Source organism: Pseudomonas sp. zfem003 (genome assembly GCF_032621675.1).
Classification (GTDB): Bacteria; Pseudomonadota; Gammaproteobacteria; order Pseudomonadales; family Pseudomonadaceae; genus Metapseudomonas; species Metapseudomonas otitidis.
Genome location: NZ_JAVYJG010000004.1, coordinates 266,384 through 290,664 on the forward strand (window position 1 = coordinate 266,384; position 24,281 = coordinate 290,664).

Here is a 24,281-nt window from a genome sequence, read left to right on the forward strand (position 1 = left end):
GCGCGAGGCCGTGGTGCTGGCCCATGAAGGGCCGACCGGCACGCAACTGGTGGGCTATGTGCTGCCAGCGAGTCCGCTGGAGGATGCCGCAGCACTGCGCGACGCCCTGAGAACCGAGTTGAAGGCCGAGCTGCCGGACTACATGGTGCCGACGCACCTGCTGTTCGTGGAGCACTGGCCGCTGACCGCCAACGGCAAGCTGGATCGCAAGGCGCTGCCGCAGCCGGACGCGAGCCAGGCGCAGCAGCACTACGTGGCGCCGCAAAGCGAGCTGGAGCAGCGCCTGGCGCTGATCTGGCAGGACGTGCTCAAGCTGGAGCGGGTAGGGCTCAACGACAACTTCTTCGAGCTGGGCGGGCACTCGTTGCTGGCCACCCAGATGGTGTCGCGGATTCGCCAGGAGCTGGGGCTCGACCTGCAGCTGCGCCAACTTTTCGAGAATGCCGACTTCAAGGCCTGCGTGACGGTGCTGGAACAGTCCGCAGGTGTGCAGACCCCGTCCATTCCACGGGTGGATCGTGGGCAGAGCCTGCCGCTGTCCTATGCCCAGCAGCGCCAGTGGTTCCTCTGGCAGATGGAGCCGGGCAGCGCCGCCTACCACATTCCTGCAGCGCTGCGGATCGAGGGCGAGCTCGACATCGAGGCATTGCAACGGGCCTTCGCGGACCTGGTGCAGCGTCACGAAAGCCTGCGCACCACCTTCGTCCAGAGTGATGGACAGGCCCGTCAACTGATCCACCCCGACCTGCCGCTGGTGCTGTCACCCGAGGTGGAAGAGGGCGCAGACGAGGCGTACATCCGCGCCTTCGTGCAGAAGCAGGTCAGCGAACCCTTCGACCTCGAAAAGGGCCCGCTGCTGCGGGTCGGCCTGCTGCGCATCGCCCCGCAGGAACATGTGATGGTGCTGACCCAGCACCACATCGTCTCCGATGGCTGGTCGATGCAACTGCTGGTGCAGGAGCTGATGGACGGCTATGCGGCCCATGGCCAGGGCCTGGCAGTGCGTCAGGACGCCTTGCCCATCCAGTACGCGGACTATGCCGCCTGGCAACGCCAGTGGATGGAGGCGGGCGAGCGCGAGCGCCAGCTGGCCTACTGGACCGCCGCCCTGGGCGACGAGCACCCGTTGCTGGAGCTGCCCACCGACCGCCCACGCCCGGCCCAGCAGAGTTTCGCCGGTGCCCGCCTGGCCATCGAGCTGCCGCCGACATTGGCCGGGCAACTCGCCCAGCTGGCGCAGCGCGAGGAAGTGACCCTGTTCATGGTGCTGCTGGCCTCGTTCCAGGCGCTGCTGCACCGCTACAGCGGGCAGGCGGATATCCGCATCGGCGTGCCGATCGCCAACCGCAACCGCGTGGAGACCGAGCGCCTGATCGGCTTCTTCGTCAACACCCAGGTGCTCAGGGCCCAGGTCGATGGGCAGGTGCGCTTCGCCGATCTGCTCGGGCAGGTCCGGGATGCGGCGCTGGGCGCGGAAGCGCACCAGGACCTGCCCTTCGAACAGTTGGTGGATGCCCTGCGCCCGGAGCGCAGCCTGAGTCACAGCCCGCTGTTCCAGGTGCTCTACAACCACCAGAGCGCCGGTCGTGAGCCGCTGCCGTCGCTTCCCGGGTTGACGCTGAAAGCGCAGGACTGGGACAGCCACACCGCCCAGTTCGACCTGACCCTGGACACCCTGGAAGCCGCCGGCGAACTCACCGCCTCGCTGACCTACGCCACCGACCTGTTCGATGCGGGCACCGTCTCGCGCCTGGCCGACCATTGGCTCAACCTGCTGCGCGGCATCGTTGCCGACCCGCAGTGCCGCGTCGGCGAACTGCCGCTGCTCAATCGACGTCACCCAATGCGCCCACCAGCGCATCGCCGAGCAGGCGCGCCTGCGCCCGGAGGCCATTGCCCTGCGCTTCGAGGCACAGACCCTGAGCTATGGCGAACTCGATGCCTGGGCCAACCGCCTGGCGCACCAGCTGATCGAGCGTGGCGTGGGCCCGGATGTGCGGGTGGGCCTCGCTGTCGAGCGCAGCTTGGAGATGGTGGTGGGCCTGCTGGCGATCCTCAAGGCTGGTGGCGCCTACGTGCCGCTGGACCCGAGCTACCCCGAGGACCGCCTGGCCTACATGATCGAGGACAGCGGTATCCGCCTGCTGCTGACCCAGCCGGCCTTGCTGCAGAACCTGCCGATCCCGGCGAAGGTAGAGGCGCTGATGCTGGAGGGCGCGGCGGGTTATCCCGAGCACGAGCCGCAGGTGGCGATGTCGCCGGCCAACCTGGCCTACGTGATCTACACCTCCGGCTCCACCGGCAAGCCGAAAGGCACGCTGCTGCCCCACAGCAACCTCATGCGGCTGTTCCAGGCCACGGAAGGCTGGTTCGACTTCGGCCCCCGGGACGTCTGGTCGCTGTTCCACTCCTATGCCTTCGATTTCTCGGTCTGGGAAATCTTTGGCGCGCTGCTCTACGGCGGCGAGCTGGTGATCGTGCCCCACGATGTGAGCCGTTCGCCGCAGGACTTCCACGCGCTGCTGGTGAGCACCGGTGTCACCGTGCTCAACCAGACGCCCTCGGCCTTCAAGCCGCTGATGCAGGTGGCCTGCGCCGATTCGCGCCCCTTGGCACTGCGCTACGTGGTGTTCGGTGGCGAGGCCCTGGACGTGCACAGCCTGCGTCCCTGGTTCGAGCGCTTCGGCGATACCGCGCCGCAACTGATCAACATGTACGGCATCACCGAGACCACGGTGCACGTCACCTACCGGCCGCTGTCCCTGGCGGACCTGGAGCATGACGCCAGCAGCCCCATTGGCGAGCCGATCCCGGACCTGTCCTGGTACCTGCTCGACGGCGAGCTCAATCCCGTGCCCCGTGGCTGCATCGGTGAGCTCTATGTAGGTCGCGCCGGCCTGGCGCGGGGCTACCTGAACCGTGGCGACCTGACCGCACAGCGTTTCATCCCCGACCCCTTCGGCGAGCCCGGTGCGCGCCTGTACCGCACCGGCGACCTGGCCCAGTACCGCAGCGACGGCGTCATCCAATACGTGGGGCGCATCGATCACCAGGTGAAGATCCGTGGTTTCCGCATCGAACTGGGCGAAATCGAGGCGCGCCTGGCGGCGCTGGACGCTGTGCGCGAGGCCGCGGTGCTGGCCCATGAAGGGCCGACCGGCACGCAACTGGTGGGCTACGTGCTGCCAGCGAGTCCGCTGGAGGATGCCGGCGTATTGCGCGACGCCCTGAAAGCCGAGCTGAAGGCCGAATTGCCGGACTACATGGTGCCGACGCACCTGCTGTTCGTGGAGCACTGGCCGCTGACCGCCAACGGCAAGCTGGACCGCAAGGCGCTGCCGCAACCGGACGTGAGCCAGGTGCAGCAGCACTATGTGGCGCCGCAGAGCGAGCTGGAGCAGCGCCTGGCGGTGATCTGGCAGGACGTGCTGAAGCTGGAGCGGGTAGGGCTCAACGACAACTTCTTCGAGCTGGGCGGCGACTCGATCATTTCCATCCAGGTGGTGAGCCGCGCCCGTCAGGACGGTATCCGCATCACGCCCAAGGACCTGTTCCAGCACCAGACCGTCCAGGCACTGGCCGGCGTTGCGCAGGTGGGCGACGAGGCATTCGTCCTGGACCAGGGGCCGGTCCTGGGCAGCACGCCCTTGCTGCCGATCCAGCACGCCTTCTTCGCCGAGCCCATCCCCGAACGCCATCACTACAACCAGTCGGTGTTGCTGGCCCCGGCCAGCCCGTTGCAGCCCGGGGTGCTGGAGCAGGCCCTGCGCAGCCTGGTCAGGCATCACGATGCCCTGCGCCTGAGCTTCGTCGAGGGCGTGGAAGGCTGGGAAGCGACCCACCGTGACCTCGACCGCCAGGAACAGGACTGGGCACACGCCAGCCTGCTCTGGGAGGCCGGCGTCGCGGACGCCGCCGCCCTGGAGGCGTTGCTCGAGCGGGCCCAGCGCAGCCTGGACCTGCAGGACGGCCCGCTGCTGCGCGCGGTGCTGGCCACCCTGGCGGACGGCAGCCAGCGCCTGCAGCTGGTGGTCCACCACCTGGCGATCGATGGCGTCTCCTGGCGCATCCTCTTCGACGACCTGCAGACCGCCTACCGCCAAGTGCAGGGCGGCGAGCCGGTACGGCTGCCGTCCAAGACCAGCTCGGTCAAGGCGTTCGCCGAGCAGATGCAGCGCCATGCCCGCAGCGAAGCCTTGCAACGGCAGCTGGGGTTCTGGCAGGAGCACCTGCAGGACGCTTGCGCCGAGCTGCCCTGCGAGCGCCCCGATGCCCCCCGTGAAGCGCGCCTGGCGCGCACCCTGTTCACCCAGCTGGATCGCGAGGCGACCCGTCGCCTGTTGCAGGAGGCCCCCAAGGCCTACCGCACCCAGGTCAACGACCTGCTGCTGACCGCCCTGGCACGGGTGATCTGCCGCTGGACCGGGCAGCCGAACACCCTCATCCAGCTGGAAGGCCATGGCCGTGAGGAGCTGTTCCCCAACATCGACCTGACCCGCACCCTCGGCTGGTTCACCAGCCTGTTCCCGGTGAAGCTCACGCCGGCAGATGCCCTGGCGGCGTCGATCAAGGCGATCAAGGAGCAGCTGCGGGCCGTTCCCGACAAGGGCACGGGCTTCGGCGCGCTGCGCTACCTGGGGGACGATGGCGCCCGTGAAGTGCTGCGGGCATTGCCCGAGCCGCGCCTGACCTTCAACTACCTCGGCCAGTTCGACGGCAGCTTCGACGACAGCCAGGCGGCACTGTTCCGCCCGGCCCGCGAGGGTTCGGGCGCCGACCACAGCCCGCTGGCGCCCCTGGGCAACTGGCTGAGCCTCAACGGCCAGGTGTACGACGGCGAGCTGAGCCTGGGCTGGACCTTCAGCCGCGAGCAGTTCGACGAGCGGACGATCCAGCGACTGGCCGATGACTATGCCGCCGAGCTGGAGCAGCTGATCGAACACTGCGCCCAGCCGATCAACCAGGGCGTGACGCCCTCGGACTTCCCCCTGGCCGGGCTTGGCCAGGGGCAGCTGGATGCGCTGCCGGTCTGCGCCCGCGAGGTCGACGACCTCTACCCGCTGACGCCGATGCAGCAGGGCATGCTGTTCCACAGCCTGTATGAGCCGGGCACCGGCCACTACATCAACCAGATGCGCCTGGACATGCAGGGGCTCGACCCCGAGCGTTTCCAGCGGGCCTGGCAGGAAGCCGTGGAAGCCCACGACATCCTGCGCAGCCGGTTCATCTGGGAGGGTGGTCTGGAGCGGCCGCTGCAGGTCGTCCAGCGCCAGGTCGAGGTGCCCTTCGCACGGCACGACTGGCGTGGCCGCGATGACCTGACCACCGCGCTCGATGCCTTGGCGACCGCCGAACTCGAGCAGGGCTTCGACCTGGCCCGTGCGCCCTTGCTGCGCCTGGCCCTGGTGCAGGTCGGCGAAGGCGCCTGGCACCTGGTCTACACCCACCACCACATCCTCATGGATGGCTGGAGCAATTCGCAGCTGCTCGGCGAGGTGCTGCAGCGCTATGCGGGGCAGCAGGTGGTGCGCCAGGGCGGGCGCTACCGCGACTACATCGCCTGGCTGGCGGGCCGCGACCCCGTGGCCAGCGAAGCCTTCTGGCGTGGCCAACTGGCGGCCCTCGACGCACCCACCCGCCTGGCCGGGCAGGACAACCCGCGTGCTCCCCTGGTCGATGGGCCCAGCCACGGCAGCTTCCACCGCTCGCTTTCGCGGGAGGAATGCCAGCGCCTGGGCGAGTTCGCCCGGCAGCAGAAGGTCACGCTCAATACCCTGGTGCAGGCCGCCTGGCTGTTGCTGCTGCAACGCCATACGGGGCAGGACGGCGTGGCGTTCGGCGCCACCGTGGCCGGTCGCCCGGCCGAACTGCGGGGCATACAGGAGCAGATCGGCCTGTTCATCAACACCTTGCCGGTGATCGCCAACCCGCGTCCCGAGCAACCCCTCGTCGACCTGCTGCAGGCGTTGCAGGCGCAGAACCTGGCGCTGCGCGAGCACGAGCACACGCCGCTGTACGACATCCAGCGCTGGGCGGGGCAGGGCGGGGACGGCCTGTTCGACACCTTGCTGGTGTTCGAGAACTACCCGGTCTCCCAGGCGCTGCAGGACAGCGCACCGGACGGGCTCGGCTTCGGCGCCCTGGGCAACCGGGAACAAACTAATTTCCCGCTGACCCTAGCCGTTCATCTGAGTGACACCCTCAACCTGCACTTCACCTATGCCAGCGCTTGCTATTCCCGCGAATCGATCCAGGGCCTCGGTGACCAGATGGTGCACCTGCTGATGCAGATGCCCGGTTCGAACGCCCAGCGTCGTCTCGGCGAGTTCGGCCTGCTGGACGCGCCGATGCACACCCGCGTGGTGGAACAGTGGAACGCCACCGAGACCGCGCCTCGGGAAGCGCGCCAGGTGCACCAGTGGGTAGCCTTCCAGGCACAGCGCCAGCCCCAGGCCGTGGCCGTGCTGGCAGAGGGGCAGAGCCTCACCTACGGGCAGCTCAACGCCCAAGCCAACCGCCTGGCGCACCTGCTGATCGAACGCGGCGTGGGCCCCGATGTGCTGGTGGGGCTCGCCTTGCAGCGAGGGCCGCTGATGGTGGTCGGGCTGCTGGCGATCCTCAAGGCCGGTGGCGCCTATGTGCCCCTGGACCCGGCCTACCCGCAGGACCGCCTGGCCTACATGGTCGAGGACAGTGGCATCGCCCTGCTGCTCAGCGAGCGCGCCTTGGAGGCGCGGTTCGCCGACAGCGGCGTGAGCTGCCTGGCGCTGGACGGCCTGGACGAAGCGCTGGCCAGCCGCGCCGAGCGCGACCCGGCGGTTTCGCCGGACGGGCAGAACCTGGCCTATGTGATCTACACCTCCGGTTCCACCGGGCGCCCCAAGGGCGTCGGCATCCGCCACGGCGCACTGAGCAACCACATGGCGTGGATGCAGGACCGCCTGGCGCTGCAGGCCGAGGATCGCGTGCTGCAGAAGACCGCGATCAGCTTCGACGCCTCGGTCTGGGAGTTCTGGCTGCCGTTGATGAGCGGTGCGCAGCTGGTCCTGGCGAGCCCGGACCTGAACCTCGACCTGACCCGTCTCTGGGCCGAGGTGGCGCGCTGGCGGATCAGCGTCCTGCAGCTCGCCCCCTCGCTGCTGCAGGCCCTGCTGCCCCTTGCCCGGCGCGAGCAGCTGGCCACCCTGCGCCTGTTGCTCTGCGGCGGCGAGGCCCTGGGCCAGCACCTGGCGGACCAGGCAATGGCGCTGTTCGACGGTGAACTGCACAACCTCTACGGGCCGACGGAAGCCACCATCGACAGCACCAGCCACCTCGTGGCAGCCGCCGAGGGTGACGAGCGTCGCACGGTCCCTATCGGCCGCCCGCTGGGCAACGTGCGCACCTATGTTCTCGACTGCGCGCTGCAGCCCTGTGCCATCGGCGCCGTCGGCGAGCTGTACATCGCCGGCGATTCGCTCGCCCGTGGTTATCACCAGCGACCGGCGCTGACGGCCGAGCGTTTCATCCCCGACCCCTTCGCCCGCAGCGATCGCGAGGGCGGGCGGCTGTACCGCACCGGGGACCTGGTGCGCTACGCCGCAGACGGCGTGATCGAGTACATCGGGCGCATCGACCACCAGGTCAAGGTCCGTGGCCTGCGCATCGAACTCGGCGAGATCGAGGCCCGCCTGCGGGCCCAGCCGGAGGTGCGCGAGGCCGTGGTCCTGGCCCCGGACGGCCAGACCCTGGTGGCCTATGTGGTCGCCGAGGAAGGTGCGCTGGAGCCGGCCGAAGCGCTGCTCGGCGAACGCCTGAAGGCGCGCCTGGCCGATCACCTGCCGGACTTCATGGTGCCCGGCCAGGTGGTCTTCCTGGACCGCCTGCCGCTGACCACCAACGGCAAGCTGGATCGCAAGGCACTGCCGGCTCCGGATGCCCGCCCGTTGCAGGTGGCCTACGTGGCGCCTGGCAGCGAGCTGGAGATGAAGGTCGCCGCCATCTGGCAGGACGTGCTGAAGCTCGATCAGGTCGGGCTCGGCGACGATTTCTTCGAACTGGGTGGGCATTCGTTGCTGGCGGTGAACGTGGTTTCGCGCTTGCAACTGGAGCTGGGCATGAGCCTCACCCCGCAATTGATATTCCAGCACCCGGTACTGGGGGACTTCGTCGCCCAGCTGCAACGGACCGGGGCGCCAACGAGCACATCGACATTCAGCAGGCTCGAGGCCCTGCTCGATGAAATGGAGGAGGTTTGATGGACAACACGGTTGCTTTACGCATCGCCAGGCGCTTCATCACGTTGCCACTGGAGAAGCGCAGGCAGTACCTGCAGAAGATGCGTGAAGAAAACGTGTCGCCGGCGAACCTGCCGATCCCGCCGGTAAGCGATGCGTTCGACAGCCTGCCGCTGTCCTTCGCCCAGGAGCGCCAATGGTTCCTCTGGCAGCTCGACCCGGACAGCACCGCCTACCACATGCCCACGGCCCTGCGCCTGCAGGGCGTGCTGGATGTGGCGGCGCTGGAGCGCAGTTTCAACGCCCTGATCGCGCGGCACGACAGCCTGCGCACCACCTTCGTCCAGGACGGTGAGGCGACCTTCCAGCGGATCGGCTCGCCGGCACCGCTGACGCTGGCGGCCGAGCCCCTGGCGCAGGTGCCGGATGCCCAGCAGCTGCGCCAGCTGATCGAGGAACAGACCGAGCAGCTCTTCGACCTGCAGAACGGGCCGCTGCTGCGCGTCCGCCTGTTGCGCCTGGCCGATGACGATCACCTGTTGATCGTGGTGCTGCACCACATCGTCTCCGATGGCTGGTCGATGCAGGTCATGGTGGAGGAGCTGGTCACCTTCTATGCCGGCTTCAGCCGTGGGCAGGTGCCCGAGTTGCCGCCGCTGCCGATCCAGTATGTCGACTACGCCATCTGGCAGCGGCACTGGATGGAGGCGGGCGAGCGAGAGCGGCAGTTGGAGTACTGGACGGGCCTGCTCGGCGGGCGGCAGCCGGTGCTGGAACTGCCCACCGATTTCCCGCGCCCGGCGGTAATGAGCTACCGCGGCGCGCGCCTGGAGGTCGGGCTGGACGACGGCCTGTCATCCGGGTTGAAGCAGATGGCCCAGCGTGAGGGCGTCAGCCTGTTCATGCTGCTCCTGGCGTCCTTCCAGGCCCTGTTGCACCGCTATAGCGGGCAGGACGACATCCGCGTCGGCGTGCCCACCGCGAACCGCAACCGGGTGGAGACCGAGCGCCTGATCGGCTTCTTCGTCAACACCCAGGTCCTGCGCAGCGAGGTCGACGGCCAGGCGCCGTTCCGCGCGCTGCTGCAGGACGTCAAGCAGGCGGCGCTGGAGGCCCAGGCCCACCAGGACCTGCCGTTCGAACAATTGGTGGAGGCGCTTCAGCCGGAGCGCAACCTCAGCCATACGCCGCTGTTCCAGGTGCTGTTCAACCACCAGACGGAGGGCCCTGCACGCGGAGCGCCGGTGGGTGGGCTGCGGGTCGAGGGGCTGCAGGGCGAGACCCGCACGACGTCGTTCGACCTGACCCTGGAGACGCTCGAACATCCCGACGGCATCAGCGCCTCCATGACCTACGCCACCGACCTGTTCTGCGCCGCCACGGTGGAGCGTATGGCCGGCCATTGGCTGAACCTGCTGCGCGGCATCCTGGCCAGGCCGGAGCAGGCCGTCGGCGAGCTTCCGCTGCTGGATGCGAGCCAGCAGCAGGCGATGCTGGTGGAGCTGAACGACACGGCGGTTGCGCTTCCGGAGGCGCGTTTCGTCCATGAACTGTTCCAGGCCCAGGTGGCGCGTGATCCCGACGCCATCGCCCTGGTGATCGGTGGGGAACGACTGGGCTACGCCGATCTCAACCGCCGCGCCAATCGCCTGGCCGGCCGACTGGTCGAGCTGGGCGTGGGGCCGGACGTGCTGGTGGGGCTCTCGGTGGAGCGCAGCGTGGACATGCTGGTGGGGCTGCTCGCCATCATCAAGGCCGGCGGCGCCTACCTGCCGCTGGACCCGGCGTTCCCCGAGGACCGCCTGGCCTACATGATCGAGGACAGCGGCATCGAGCTGCTGCTGACCCAGCGCGCGCTGGCCGAACGCCTGCCGGTACCGGCGACGGTGCGGGCACTGCTGCTGGACGAGCTGGGCGACTCGCTGGATGCCTTCCCCGGCGCTGACCTGCCGACCCGGCTCGAGCCGGAAAACCTCGCCTACACCATCTACACATCAGGCTCCACCGGGCGCCCCAAGGGCGTGATGGTGCGCCATGGCGCGCTGACCAACTTCGTCGCCAGCATGGCCCGCGTACCGGGCGTCGTGGCCAGGGACCGGGTGCTGTCGCTGACCACCTTCTCCTTCGACATCTTCGGCCTGGAGATCTACGTGCCGCTGATGGTCGGCGCGCGCATCGTGCTGAGTGGGCCCGAGGTCGCCCAGGACCCCTACGCGGTACTGGACCTGGTGGAACGCGAGCAGGTGAACGTGCTGCAGGCGACGCCTTCGTCCTGGCGCATGCTGCTGGACAACGAGCGGGCGGAGGTCCTGCGTGGCTGCACCTTCCTCTGTGGCGGCGAGGCGCTGCCGCGCGAGCTGGCGGCCCGCATGCTGGCGTTGGGCGGCGAGGTGTGGAACCTCTACGGGCCGACCGAGACCACCATCTGGTCGGCCATCCACGGTCTGGGCGAAGAGGCGCCCGAGCCCTGGCTCGGGCGTCCCATCGACAACACCGCGCTCTATGTGGTCGGTGCCGACCTGGCCCCCGTGCCCCATGGCGTGGCCGGTGAATTGCTGATCGCCGGCGACGGCCTCGCGCGCGGTTACTTCCAGCGCCCGGGGCTGACCGCTGAACGCTTCATTCCCAATCCCTTCAAGGCTGGGGAGCGCCTGTACCGTACCGGCGACCTGGCCCGTATCCGTGCCGACGGCATCATCGAGTACCTGGGCCGCATCGACCACCAGGTGAAGATCCGTGGCTTCCGCATCGAGCTGGGCGAAATCGAGGCGCGTCTGCAGGAGCAGGACGAGGTACGCGAGGTCGCCGTGGTGGCGCAGGACGCCCCGGGCGGCCAGGTGCTGGTGGCCTACGTCGTGCCCCGCGACCTGCCGGCTGCCGAAGATGCCGACGCCCAGGCCCGGCTGCGTGACGGCCTCAACGACCGCCTGCGCCTTAAACTGCCGGACTACATGGTGCCCGCGTACACGGTGCTGCTGGAGCGCTTCCCCCTCACGCCCAACGGCAAGCTGGACCGCAAGCAACTGCCCAGGCCCGATGCGCGGCAATGGCAGAAGGCCTATGTGGCGCCGCGCACCGAACTGGAGCGGACCATCGCCGAGGTCTGGGCGCAGGTGCTCCGTGTCGACCGGGTCGGCGTGCACGACAGCTTCTTCGAACTGGGCGGGCATTCGCTGCTCGCCACCCAGGTCATGGCGCGCCTGCGCCAGGCACTGCAGGCCCAGGTACCGCTGCGCCTGCTCTTCGCCCACCCCACGCTCGATGCCCTGGCGCGTGCCCTGGAAGAGGACATGCAGCCGGTCGAGCAGCCGATCCCGCGGGTTTCCCGGGAGCAGCCGCTGGAACTTTCCCATGCCCAGCAACGGCAATGGATACTCTGGCAGCTGGAGCCCACCAGCAGCGCCTATCACATCCCGGCGGCCCTGCGCCTTCGCGGCGCCCTGGACCTGCCCGCGCTGGAGCGCAGCTTCGCCGCCCTGGTCGCGCGCCATGAAAGCCTGCGCACCACGTTCGTGCTGGACGGCGAGCGGCCCCTGCAGGTGATCCACCCGGCTGCACCGGTGGTGATCGAGGTCGAGGCGCTGGCCGCCGACGCCAGCGACGAGGTGATACGGGCGGCGGTGGAGACCGAGACCCGGCGCCTGTTCGACCTGCAGGCCGGCCCGCTGCTGAGGGTGAAGCTGTTGCGGCTGGCCGAGGACGACCATGTCCTGGTGCTCACCCTGCACCACATCGTTTCCGATGCCTGGTCGATGCGCGTGATGATCGACGAGACGCTGAAACTCTATGCCGGCTACAGCCAGGGCCAGCCCGTGGCGCTGCCGGAGCTGCCGATCCAGTACGCCGACTATGGCCACTGGCAGCGGCGCTGGCTGGAGGAGGGCGAGCAGGCCCGCCAGCTGGCCTATTGGAGCGCGCAACTGGGCGGCGAGCAGCCCGTCCTGGAGTTGCCGACGGACCGGCCGCGCCCGGCACAGCAGAGCTATCGCGGGGCGCGCATCGCCATCGCCCTGGAGCCGAGCCTGGCGGTTGCCCTCAAGCAACTGGCGCAGCGTGAGAACTGCAGCCTGTTCATGGTGCTGCTGGCCTCCTTCCAGGTGCTGCTGCACCGCTTCAGCGGGCAGGGTGACATCCGCGTCGGCGTGCCGATCGCCAACCGCAACCGTCTGGAGACCGAAGGCCTGATCGGCTTCTTCGTCAACACCCAGGTACTCAAGGCCCAGGTCGACGGCCACGCGCCCTTCGCGACGCTGCTGCGCCAGGTACGCCAGACCGCCCAGCAGGCCCAGGCGCACCAGGACCTGCCCTTCGAACAATTGGTGGAGGCGCTGCAGCCGGCGCGCAACCTGAGCCACAGCCCGCTGTTCCAGGTGATGTTCAACCACGGCGGCGAGGTGCAGCGCGAGGTCACGTCCCTGGCCGGCCTGGCGCTGGAAGAGCTCAGCTGGGATGCCGGCACCGCGCAGTTCGACCTGACGCTGGACACCTTCGAGTACGAGGCGGGCCTTTCCGCCGCGCTGTCCTACGCGACCGACCTGTTCGATCGCGCCACCGTGGAGCGCATGGCGCAGCACTGGCTGAACCTGCTGCGCGGCATCGTCGCCAGCCCCAGCCAGGCCGTCGGCGAGCTGCCGCTGCTGGACGCCGGGCAGCGTCATCACATGCTCTACGAGTGGAACCGCACCGGCGCCCACTACCCGAACCACCAGCCGGTCCATCGCCTGATCGAGGCGCAGGTGGCGGCGAACCCCGCAGCCTGTGCGCTGGTCTTCGCCGGCCAGGCCCTCAGCTACGGCGAGCTCAATGCGCGGGCCAACCGCTGGGCGCACCGCCTGATCGAACAGGGCGTGTCCGCCGACACCCTGGTGGGGATCTCGGTGCACCGCAGCCTGGAGATGGTCGTGGGCCTGCTGGCCATCCTCAAGGCCGGTGGCGCCTATGTGCCGCTGGACCCGGAATACCCCCGCGAACGCTTGGCTTACATGATCGAGGACAGCGGCATCGAGCTGCTGCTGACCCAGGCCGGGCTGCAGGAACAGCTGCCGATACCCGGTGGCGTGAAGACCTTGTTGCTGGACGATGGCGAGGCGCGGTTGCAGGGCTACCCGTCCGGCAACCCCGAGGTGCCGCTCGCCGCCTCGAACCTGGCCTATGTGATCTACACCTCCGGCTCTACGGGCAAGCCCAAAGGCGCGGGCAACAGCCACGGCGCGCTGACCAACCGCCTGTGCTGGATGCAGGACGCCTACGGGCTCGGCGAAGGTGACAGCGTGCTGCAGAAGACGCCGTTCAGCTTCGACGTTTCGGTCTGGGAGTTCTTCTGGCCGCTGATGTACGGCGTGCGCCTGGTGGTCGCCGAGCCGGGTGCCCACCGCGACCCCGCGCAGCTGATCCGGCTGATCGAGGACGAGGCCGTCACCACCCTGCATTTCGTGCCCTCGATGCTGCAGGCCTTCCTGCTGGACGAGAACGCGGGGCGCTGCCGCAGCCTGACCCGCATCGTCTGCAGCGGCGAAGCCCTGCCGGTGGATGCCCAGCAGCAGGTATTCGCCCGGTTGCCCGGTGCCGCCCTGTACAACCTGTATGGCCCGACGGAAGCGGCCATCGACGTGACGCACTGGACCTGCCGCGACGAAGGGCGCGAGGCGGTGCCGATCGGCGAGCCCATCGCCAACCTGATGACCTACATCCTCGACCCCGAACTGAACCCGGTTCCGGTGGGCGTCAGCGGCGAGCTCTACCTCAGTGGCCAGGGCCTTGCCCGTGGCTACCATCGCCGCCCCGCGCTGACCGCGGAGCGCTTCGTGGCCAGCCCCTTCGTCGAGGGCGAACGCCTGTACCGCACCGGTGACCTGGCCCGTTACCGCGCCGATGGCGTCATCGACTACCTGGGCCGTATCGACCACCAGGTGAAGATCCGTGGCCTGCGCATCGAGCTGGGCGAGATCGAAGCGCGCCTGCTGGACCATGACGGCGTGCGCGAGGCCGTGGTCGTCGCCCTGGACGGGCGCAGCGGCAAGTACCTCAGCGCCTACCTGGTCCTGCAGGGGGAACCGCCGGACTGGCCGCTCCTGCGTGAGCAGCTGGTTGCGCACCTCCAGCGCACCCTGCCCGAGCACATGGTGCCGCCGCACATCACCGCGCTGGAGCGCATGCCGCTGAGCCCCAACGGCAAGCTGGACCGCAAGGCGCTGCCGGTCCCGAGCCTGGACGAGGCGCAGAGCGCCTATGTGGCACCCGGCAACGAGGTCGAGCGGGCCCTGGCGGAAATCTGGCAGGCGGTACTTGGCGTACCCGAGGTGGGCATCACCGACAACTTCTTCGCGTTGGGCGGTGATTCGATCAACTCGATCCAGGTGGTCAGCCGCGCCCGCCAACGGGGCATCGCCCTGGCGCCCCGGGACCTGTTCCTGCACCAGACCATCCAGGCCCTGGCCCAGGTCGCCCAGCAGGGCGAGGCAAACCTGGTGGACCAGGGACCGGTCAGCGGAGAGAGCCTGCTGCTGCCCATGCAGCAAGGCTTCCTCGCCAGCGAAATCACCCAGCCGCAGCACTGGAACCAGTCGATCCTGCTGACGCCGCGCGAGCCGCTGGATGTCGCCCGGCTGGGTGCGGCCCTCGAAGCGGTCGTCGCCCATCACGATGCATTGCGCCTGCGCTTCCACAAGACCGCCAGCGGCAGCTGGAAGGCGCGCCATGCGGCCGTGGCTGCGCAACCGCTCGAAGTCTGGCAAGGCACCGCTCGCGATGCCTATGAGCTCGTCGCCCTGGCCAACCGCGCGCAGCGCAGCCTGGACCTGCAACAGGGGCCGTTGCTGCGCTGCAGCCTGATCGACATGGCCGATGGCAGCTCGCGCCTGCACCTGGCCATCCACCACCTGGTGGTGGATGGCGTGTCCTGGCGCATCCTCCTGGAAGACCTGCAGGGTGCCTACGAGCAGCTGTCGCGCGGCGAGGCGGTGAAGCTGCCGGCCAAGTCGACGGCATTCAGGACCTGGGCCGAGCGTCTGCACGACCATGCGGGAAGCGATGCGCTGGAGCGGGAGCTGGCCTACTGGACCAGTCGCCTCGACCAGCCCCTGCCGGAGTTGCCCAGGGCGAACCCCGAAGGCAGCCAGGCCTCCGCGCATGGGCATTCGGTGAGCCTGTCGCTGAGCGTCGAGCAGACCCAGCGCCTGCTCAAGCAGGCCCCGTCGGCCTATCGCACCCAGGTCAATGACCTGCTGCTCAGCGCGCTGGCCACGGCCGTCTGCCAATGGACCGGCCAGCCAGCCTGCCTGGTGGAGCTGGAAGGCCACGGCCGCGAGGAAATCTTCGACGGCATCGACCTGAGCCGCACCGTCGGCTGGTTCACCAGCCTGTACCCGGTGCTGCTGACCCCTTCGGATAACCCGGGGGAGTCGATCAAGCGCATCAAGGAGCAACTGCGGGCCGTGCCGGACAAGGGCCTCGGCTATGGCGTGCTGCGCCACCTGGGAGCCCCGGATATCCAGCAGCGCCTGGCCGGGTTGCCCCAAGCGCGCATCACCTTCAACTACCTGGGCCAGTTCGACCAGAGCTTCGACGAGCAGGCGCTGTTCGTACCGGGCGAGGAGGGCAGCGGTGACGGCCATGGCGACGATGTGCCCCTGGGCAACTGGCTGACCATCAACGGCAAGGTCTTCGATGGGCGCTTGAGCCTGGACTGGACCTTCAGCCGCGAGGTGTTCGACATCGCCGTGATGGAGCGCCTGGCAGGCGCCTATGGCGCTGCGCTGGAGCGGCTGATCGACCATTGCTGCGACGAGGGCGTCCAGGGCCTGACGCCGTCCGATTTCCCGCTCGCCGGCCTGAACCAGAAGCAGCTGGATGCGCTACCCGTGCCGGTGCCGGAGATACAGGATGTGTACCCGCTGTCGCCGATGCAGGCAGGCATGCTGTTCCACAGTCTGGCCGACGACGCCACCGGGCTGTACGTCAACCAGATCAGCCTGCCCGTCGAGGGCCTGGACGCCGAGCGCTTCGCCTGGGCCTGGGAACAGGTGATCGCCCGCGAGGACATCCTGCGGACCAGCTTCCACTGGCAGAGCGGTTCGAGCGAGCCGGTGCAGATCGTCCACCGCCAGGTGGCGCTGGACCTGCGGCAGGAAGACTGGCGGCAGCGCGAGCAGGGCGAAGAGGCCCTCGCCGAACGCGCGGCGGCCGACTACCGTGAAGGCTTCGACCTGGCGCAGGCGCCCTTGCAGCGCGTGTTGCTGCTGCGCCTGGACGAGCAGCGCCACCAGCTGATCTGGACCTGCCACCACATCCTCATGGACGGCTGGAGCAGTTCGCGGCTGTTCGGCGAGGTCATGCAGTTCTATGCCAAGGGCCAGGTCGCGACCCGCAACGGGCCTTACCGTGACTTCATCGCCTGGCTGAAGCGGCAGGACGGAAACAGCCTGGAGTCGTTCTGGCGGGCACGGCTGGGCGAGCTGGAGCAGGCCACCTTCCTCGCCCAGTCGGTCTTCCCCCGGCATGTGCAGGACCTGCCCGGCCACGACGCCCTGTACACCCGCTGGGACGAGGTGCAGACCCGCCGCCTGCAGCAGGCCTGCCGCGACCTGCACATCACCCCCAACACCCTGATCCAGGGCGCCTGGCTGCTGCTGTTGCAGCGCTTCACCGGTCAGTCCACCGTGGTGTTCGGCGCCACCGTGGCGGGGCGCCCGGCCAGCCTGGCCAACGCCGACAGCATCCTGGGCCTGTTCATCAACACCCTGCCGGTGATCCAGACCCTGCGGGCGGAACAGCCCCTGGTGCAATGGCTGCAGCAGCTCCAGGCGTACAACCTGGAGATCCGCGAGCACGCCCACGCCCCCCTGGCGGATATCCAGCGCTGGTCCGGGATGGGCGGCCAGGGGCTGTTCGACAGCATCCTGGTGTTCGAGAACTACCCGATCGACGAGCGCCTGGGCGAGGAGAACGATACCGGCTTGAGCTTCGGAGCCTCCCGCAACCATGATGTGACCAACTTCCCCATGGACCTGGCGGTGCACCTGGGGGACCGGCTGTCCATCGAGTACCTGTTCCTGCGCAACGCGTTCAGCGTCGAGGCGGTGGAGCGTATCCGCGTCACCATGGAGCACATGCTGGAGGTGCTGATCGCCTCGCCGGACGTTGCCCTGGGTAACCTCGAGCTGCTGCCGCCCGTGCAGCAGCAGGACTTCGCCCAGTGGAGCGCGGCGCCTGTGGCCGATGAGCAGCCGACGACACTGCTGCCCGAGCTGATCGCCCGCCACGCCGCCGAGCGCCCGGATGCCGTGGCGCTGGTTTGCGGTGAGCGGCAACTGTCCTATGGCGAACTGGCGAACCTTTCGGACCGGTTGGCCCACCGCCTGCTGGCGCTCGGCGCAGGCCCGGAGAAGGTGGTCGGCGTGGCCCTGGAACGCTCCGTGGAGACGGTCGTGGCCTTCCTGGCGGTGATGAAGAGCGGGGCAGCCTACGTTCCCCTCGACATCGACTACCCCGCGGACCGGCTGGCCTTCATGATCGAAGACTCCGCCATGGCGCTTCTGGTGAGCCACAGCGGCGTGCAGGAGCGGTTGCCCCGGTTGGAGGGCCCGCAGGTGCTGCTGCTGGATGCCTCAGCTGAATGGGCCGGCAGCACCGAGCCGCTGCACAGTGGCCTGCTGGCCCAGAACCTGGCCTACCTGATCTACACCTCCGGCTCCACCGGTCGGCCCAAGGGCGTCGCAGTGACCCACGGCCCGCTGAGCATGCATTGCCAGGCGATCGCCAAGCTGTACGAGATGGATACCGGGACCCGTGAGCTGCACTTCATGTCGTTCGCCTTCGACGGGGCCCATGAGCGCTGGCTGAGCACCTTGTTCAGCGGCGGCACCCTGGTCATCCGCGACGGTGCGCTGTGGACACCCGAGCAGACCTTCGAGGCCCTGCACCGGCACGCCATCAGCATCGCCTGCTTCCCGCCGGCCTACCTCAAGCAGTTGGCCGAATATGCGGAGCAGAGCGGGCTGACTCCGCCACCGGTACGCGTGTACTGCTTCGGCGGCGACGCGGTGCCGGACCAGACCTTCGAACAGGTGAAGTCCGCCCTGCGTCCCCGTTACTTCACCAACGGCTACGGGCCGACCGAGACCGTGGTCACCCCAATGTTGTGGAAGGTGCCGGCCAGTGCCCGCTGCGAAGCCGCCTATGCGCCCATCGGGCGCGCTGTGGGGCAGCGCGCGCTCTATGTGCTGGACGAGAACCTCAACCCGTTGCCACCGGGCATCGCTGGCGAGCTCTACATCGGTGGCGAAGGCGTCGCCCGTGGCTATTACCGTCGTGCGGGGCTCAGCGCCGAGCGCTTCGTACCCGACCCCTTCGGCAAGCCGGGTGATCGCATGTACCGCAGTGGCGATCTGGTGCGCCGTCGCGCCGATGGTGTGCTCGACTACGTCGGCCGCATCGATCACCAGATCAAGGTACGGGGCTTCCGTATCGAGCTCGGTGAGATCGAGGCCTGCCTGCGCCAGTCGGACGATGTCGGCGACGCCGTCGTGGTTGCCCGGGACAGCGCCTCGGGCAAGCAACTGATCGGCTATGTGGTGACGCCGGGCGGCGAGCCCATCGGCGACCGCCTGAAAGCGGAGCTGCGGGCCAGCCTGCCGGACTACATGGTTCCGGCGCAGATCATCTGCCTGCCGTGCCTGCCGGTGACGCCCAACGGCAAGCTCGATCGCCAGGCGCTGCCGGAGCCCGAGTTCAAGGGCACCCGGTACGTTGCCGGGCGGACCCGCGACGAGCAGTTGATGGCGCAGGTCTGGGCCGAGGTGCTGCAGGTGGAGCAGGTGGGCATCACCGACAACTTCTTCGAGCTGGGGGGCGACTCCATCCTCAGCCTGCAGGTGGTGTCGAGGGTGCGTAACCACCCGGAACTGAACATGGAACTGAAGCTGCGTGACCTGATGCGCCACCCGACCATCGAGGCGATCTTCGGGGAGCGGCCGCTGGCGGATCAGCCCCAGGCGGACACCACCCAGGTGGCTGCCGAAGGCCAGTTCAACCTGATTCCGATCCAGCAGTGGCTGTTCGACGAGCGCATGGAAGCGCCTCACCACTTCAACCAGGCGTTGCTGTTGCGCGCGCGCCAGGCGTTGAACCTGGCGGCCCTGGAGCTGGCGCTGCGCAGCATCGTCCAGCAGCACGACGCCCTGCGCCTGCGCTTCACCGAGGTCGGTGGGCGCAACCTGCAGCGCTACCAGCCGTTGGCGGAGCTGCAGGCGCTCTGGGCATCGGAGCCCTTGCTCTGGCAACGGGAGGTCGCGGATGAGGCGGAGCTGGAACTGTTCGCCGAGGAGGTCCAGCGCAGCCTGGACCTGCGCGATGGCCCGGTCTGGCGCACCGCCCATGTGGCCATGGCCAACGGCGAGACCCGGGTGCTGATGGTGATCCATCACCTGGTCATCGACACCGTCTCCTGGCGGGTGCTGCTGCAGGACCTGCAGATGGCCTACGAGGCTTATGACAGGGGCGAGGCGCCCAGCTTCCCGTTCCGTACCAGCAGCTACCGTGCCTGGGCGGAAGGGCTGGGCGCCTATGCCGAGCGCTTCCCGGCCGAGGAGCGGGACTACTGGCTCGCGCAGGCCCGCCAGCCGGGCAGCGAGCTGCCTTGCGACAACCCTCGGGGCAAGAACCAGGTGCGGCACCAGGCGGTGGCCCACCTGACCCTGTCCGAGGTGCACACCCAGCAGTTGCTCAAGCAGGTGCCGGCGGTCTATCGGACGCAGATCAACGACGTGCTGCTGGCGGCCCTCAGCCGCGTGCTGTGCCGTTGGAGCGGACAAGCCTCGGCGCTGATCCAGCTGGAAGGGCACGGCCGTGAGGATCTGGTGGGCGACATCGACCTGAGCCGCACCGTCGGCTGGTTCACCAGCATGTTCCCGGTACGCCTCACACCGGGGCTGGACGACGACATCGGCGCCTCGGTCAGGGCCGTGCAACGCCAGCTGGCGGCGGTGCCGAACAAGGGGCTCGGCTACGGCATCCTGCGCCACCTGAGCGGCCCGGAGGTCGCTGCGCAGTTGAGCGCCGCCCCCCAGGCGCGGGTCACCTTCAACTACCTGGGGCAGTTCGACCAGAGCTTCGACGACAAGGCCATGCTGGTACCGGCGGCCGAGAGCTACGGCAGCTGCTACAGCCCCATGGCCGCGCTGGGCAACTGGCTGGAGATCGTCGGGCAGGTGTACGACGGGCAACTGGCCTTGCGCTGTGTCTTCAGCAACCGCCGCTACCGCGTCGAGACCGTCGAGCAGCTGATGCAGGCCTACCAGGCCGAACTGGAGGCGCTGATCGAGCATTGTGTCGCGCAGGCGGCCTGAGTATTCGTTGCGGTCCTTCGTACTACCGGAGGGACGCCATCTCGTATGGCCCACCTCCGGTGGATGTACCTCTTGATCAAGGAACCATGCGATGCCATTGCATCCAGAGCTGAATGCCTTCCTCGACCTGGCGGAAGAAAGCCAGGCCAGCGGCCACGTGCCTTTCCATCTGTCGTCCCCACAGCAGGCCCGGGAGGCCTTCGAACGCACCACCTTGCAGTTGCGCTGGGCCGCGCCGCAGGGCGTGCACTCCACGGATTTCGAATTCCGTAGCCGGGATGGCGCCTCGTTGCCCCTGCGCCTGTACTGGCCATCCATTGCCAGCGGAACGCTGCCCGTCCTGGTGTATTTCCACGGCGGCGGCTACGTGGTCGGTAGCCTCGATTCCCATGACGGCGTGTGCCGCGAGTTCTGCGAGCGGACGCCGTGCGCGGTGCTTTCGGTCGGCTATCGCGTGGCGCCCGAGCACAGGTTCCCGACCCCGCTGAACGACGGTGCCGATGCGCTGGCCTGGCTGGCCGCCCATGCCGGGGAACAATCCCTGGATCTCACCCGCGTGGGCTTCGGCGGCGACAGCGTCGGCGCCACCCTGGCCACGGTGCTGGCCCTGGAGACGGCGCGCTCGGCGGAGGCTGTCATCAGGCCCTGCCTGCAACTCCTGTGCTACCCGGTTACCGATGCCTCGGCCAGCAGCTCGTCGATGCAGCTGTTCGGTGAGGGCTACCTGCTGGAAAGCGAAACCCTGGAGTGGTTCTACCGGCATTACGCGCGGGAGGCGGCCGACCGGCTCGATTGGCGCTTCTCGCCGTTGCTGGCGACCGACCATGCCGGCGTGGCGCCGGCGGTGATCGCCCTGGCGGGGTTCGACCCGCTGCTGGACGAGGGGCGGGCTTATGCGCGACGCCTGCAGGAGCAGGGGGTTGCGGTGCAGGTGCTGGAGTTCGAGGGGCTGATCCACGACTTCCTGCGCTTGCGCAGCGTGGTGCCGGATATCGACGACGTTTATGCGCAACTGGTGTCCGCCTTGCGCCAGGAGCTGGCGCGTTGAGCCGGCGATAGCACCCGGCGGCCCAGGCCGCGCGATACCGGAAACCGGGCCAAGGCCCGGTTTTTTCATGGGCGGAGGAGGGGATGTCCGCCCCGAATGCTGGCCTCGACCCTGCACGGCAGCCATAAAAAAACCGGGCCTGAGCCCGGTTTCTTCATGCCGCTGGCGTTCACCAGTCGTAGGACACCTCGACCGAAGCGACACGCTCCTGGCCGTAGTAGCAGCCGAACGAGTAGTTGCAGTCCGACACGTATTCGCGGTCGAAGAGGTTCTGCACGTTCAGGCTGGCCTGGAGGCCCCGCATGTCGCTGGAGAGCTTGCCCAGGTCATAGCTGAGGGTGGTGTCGTAGACGACGTAGGACGGGGTGTGAAAACTGTTGGCGGCGTCGCCCGGCTTGCGGCCGGTGTAGCGCGCGCCCACGCCCCAGGTGAGGCCGGCGAGGGGCGCCTGGACGAAGTGGTAGTCGACCCAGGCGGTCGCAGAGACCGGGGCTTGTGCCTCACTGCGATTGTCCTGATTACCGTAGGTGTCCTTGGTATAGAACGAGTCGATGTAGGTCGCTGCGGCCAGTACGTCGATGTTCTCCAGGCTGGACTTGACCTCGAGTTCGACGCCCCGGGAGCGGATCTGGCCTTGCTGCGACTGGTATTGGGGATACTCGGTATCACCTGTCAGTACGTTCTTCTGCTTGAGCTGGAAGGTGGACAGGGTCAGCAGGGTCTTCTCATAGGGCTGATACTTGACCCCCACCTCGTACTGTTCGCCCTCGGTTGGGTCGAAGGCCTTGCTACCCCGTTCCGGGGCTGCGGTGCCGACGGTGGGGAGGAAGGATTCCGAGTAGCTGACGTAAGGCGCAAGGCCGAAGTCGGTGACATAGGTCAGGCCGATCCGTCCGGTGAGCTTGTTGTCGCGCTGTTCGGTGATGGTGTTCGCCAGCAGGTCCTTGTTCTCCACTTCCGCCCAGTCCTGACGGCCACCGATGGTGAGGATCCAGTTGTCCAGCTTGATCTGGTCCTGTACGTAGAGGCCGATCTGGCGGACGGTGTTGTCCCACTTGGTGTCGAGCTGGGGCGTCACGCTGCTGGTGTCGTAGTTGTTCTTGCCGTAGAGGTCCACGGGCAGGACGTTGTAGGCGTTGTAGCCGTCGTACTTGCGGTTGAAGTGGCGGTAGTCCACCCCGGCGAGAGTGGTGTGCTCCAGCGCACCCGTATTGAACTTGAACTCCAGATTGTTATCGAGCGTGTAGGCGATGTTGTGCTGCTGCCAGTCGAGTTTGACCCGATTGGCGCGGGTGTAGTCGGTGTTGCCGTTGATGTCGCTGGCGAAGCTGCGCAGGTAGAAGCCCTTGTAGCGGTCGCGGATGTCGATGTAGCGCGCCGTGGAGCGGAACTTGAGATCGTCGCTAAGGTTGTGGGTGAAGTCATAGCCGAGGATGTACTGATCGCGCTTGTAGTCGTTGTAGCGCGAGTCGCCACTGAAGAAGTTCCTGTCGATCTTGCGTCCGTTGGGGCCGCGCACGAGGCTGCCGATCATGGGCAGGGCCTGGTAGTCGAAGAGGCCCTTGTCATGCTGGATCTGCGCCAGCAGGGTCAGGGACGTATCTTCCGAGGGGCTCCAGGTCAGGCTGGGGGCCAGCAGCATCCGCTCATTGTTGGTGTGGTCCACTTGGTCGTTGCCTTTCTTGGCGAGACCCACCAGGCGGTAGCTGAGCGTCTGCTGGTCATCGAGCGGACCGCTGGTGTCGAACGCGCCATTCATCCGGTTGTAGCTGCCCAGGCCGAACTTGACCTGATGGCGTGGTTCGCTGGTTGGGCGCTTGGACACGAGGTTGATCAGACCACCCGGCTGGTTCTGCCCGTAGAGCACCGAGGCAGGCCCCTTGAGCACTTCCACGCGCTCCAGTGTGTAGGGGTCGATCTGCGGTGCACCGCCCAGGCTGCCCGCATAGGGCAGGTAGGCCCCGTCCAGGTAAAGCGGGGTCGGTGCGAAGCCACGACTGGTTATCTCGTCGGCGATGGCGTTGCGGTCGGTAAAACCGTTGACGCCCAGGCCCGGGGTGTAGCGCAGCGCCTGCGTCAGGTTGCGGGCGCCCTGCGTTTCGATCTGGTCGGCGGTGACGACGTTGATGGCCTGGGGGATCTCCAGGATGGAAGTATCGGTCTTGGTGCCCGATGCGCTTCGAGTGGCTACGTAGCCATCTACAGGTCCATAGGCTGATTCGATCGATGATCCCGAGACGCTGATGGTCTTCAGTTCAAGCGTGTCTGCTGCCGATGGCTTTTGCAGGATGACGGTGTTGTCCTGAATGCTGAAGGCGATCCCCGTCCCTCCCAGCATGTGTGTCAAAGCCTGCTCCGAAGAGTATTTACCTACAACCGATTGGCTACGAAGGCCTTGAAGGTCATCGGCGCTGTACAGCACTTGCAGGCCGGCTTGCTTGCCCAGCGCAAGCAATGCCTGGGGGAGTGGCTGAGCGGGTATGTTGAATTCCAGTTCCTGGGCCTGGACCTGAAAAGCAACCGAAAGGCCCATGGACAGGGCGATAGCTCCGGCACCTATACCTGGTTGGAGCATACGACGCATAAGCAATGCCTTAGTGAGGTGAGTGAGTCCCGGAAGCGTTGGCATGGTGTTCCTCTTGCTTGTTTTAGAGGGTTGGCGTTGTGAGTTGT

Annotated in this window: 4 protein-coding genes and 1 pseudogene; 4 read left to right on the forward strand and 1 reads right to left on the reverse strand. The window is 67.8% G+C overall.

Translation table 11 applies throughout. The features are described 5' to 3' along the window. Nucleotides 1–25: 25 nt before the first annotated feature. The 4 genes and pseudogenes from RTK35_RS30520 to RTK35_RS10295 all read left to right on the forward strand — a co-directional run. A pseudogene (locus RTK35_RS30520) lies at nt 26–1,774 on the forward strand (condensation domain-containing protein); the annotation flags it as partial. Nucleotides 1,775–1,787: 13 nt separating this feature from the next. Continuing rightward, nucleotides 1,788–8,237 (forward strand): amino acid adenylation domain-containing protein, encoded by a 6,450-nt coding sequence (locus RTK35_RS30525; RefSeq protein ID WP_410478645.1) that lies wholly within the window; start codon nt 1,788–1,790, stop codon nt 8,235–8,237. Continuing rightward, nucleotides 8,237–20,560: a non-ribosomal peptide synthase/polyketide synthase gene (locus tag RTK35_RS10290; protein ID WP_316907923.1), complete on the forward strand. Its 12,324-nt coding sequence runs from the start codon at nt 8,237–8,239 to the stop codon at nt 20,558–20,560. The genes RTK35_RS30525 and RTK35_RS10290 overlap by 1 nt, the downstream gene beginning before the upstream one ends. 91 nt (nt 20,561–20,651) lie before the next feature. Next, entirely contained in the window at nt 20,652–21,608 is a 957-nt protein-coding gene (locus RTK35_RS10295; protein ID WP_316907924.1) for an alpha/beta hydrolase, read from the forward strand. A gap of 169 nt (nt 21,609–21,777) precedes the next feature. Here the strand turns inward: RTK35_RS10295 and RTK35_RS10300 are convergent, their stop codons facing one another. Continuing rightward, nucleotides 21,778–24,237: a TonB-dependent siderophore receptor gene (locus tag RTK35_RS10300; protein WP_316907925.1), complete on the reverse strand. Its 2,460-nt coding sequence runs from the start codon at nt 24,235–24,237 to the stop codon at nt 21,778–21,780. Nucleotides 24,238–24,281: the final 44 nt, after the last annotated feature.

Excerpts from the sequence above, each read along its gene's own strand:
- RTK35_RS10295 (WP_316907924.1), top strand. The coding sequence starts at position 20,652 with ATGCCATTGCATCCAGAGCTGAATGCCTTCCTCGACCTGGCGGAAGAA.
- RTK35_RS10300 (WP_316907925.1), bottom strand. The coding sequence starts at position 24,237 with ATGCCAACGCTTCCGGGACTCACTCACCTCACTAAGGCATTGCTTATG.
- RTK35_RS10290 (WP_316907923.1), top strand. The coding sequence starts at position 8,237 with ATGGACAACACGGTTGCTTTACGCATCGCCAGGCGCTTCATCACGTTG.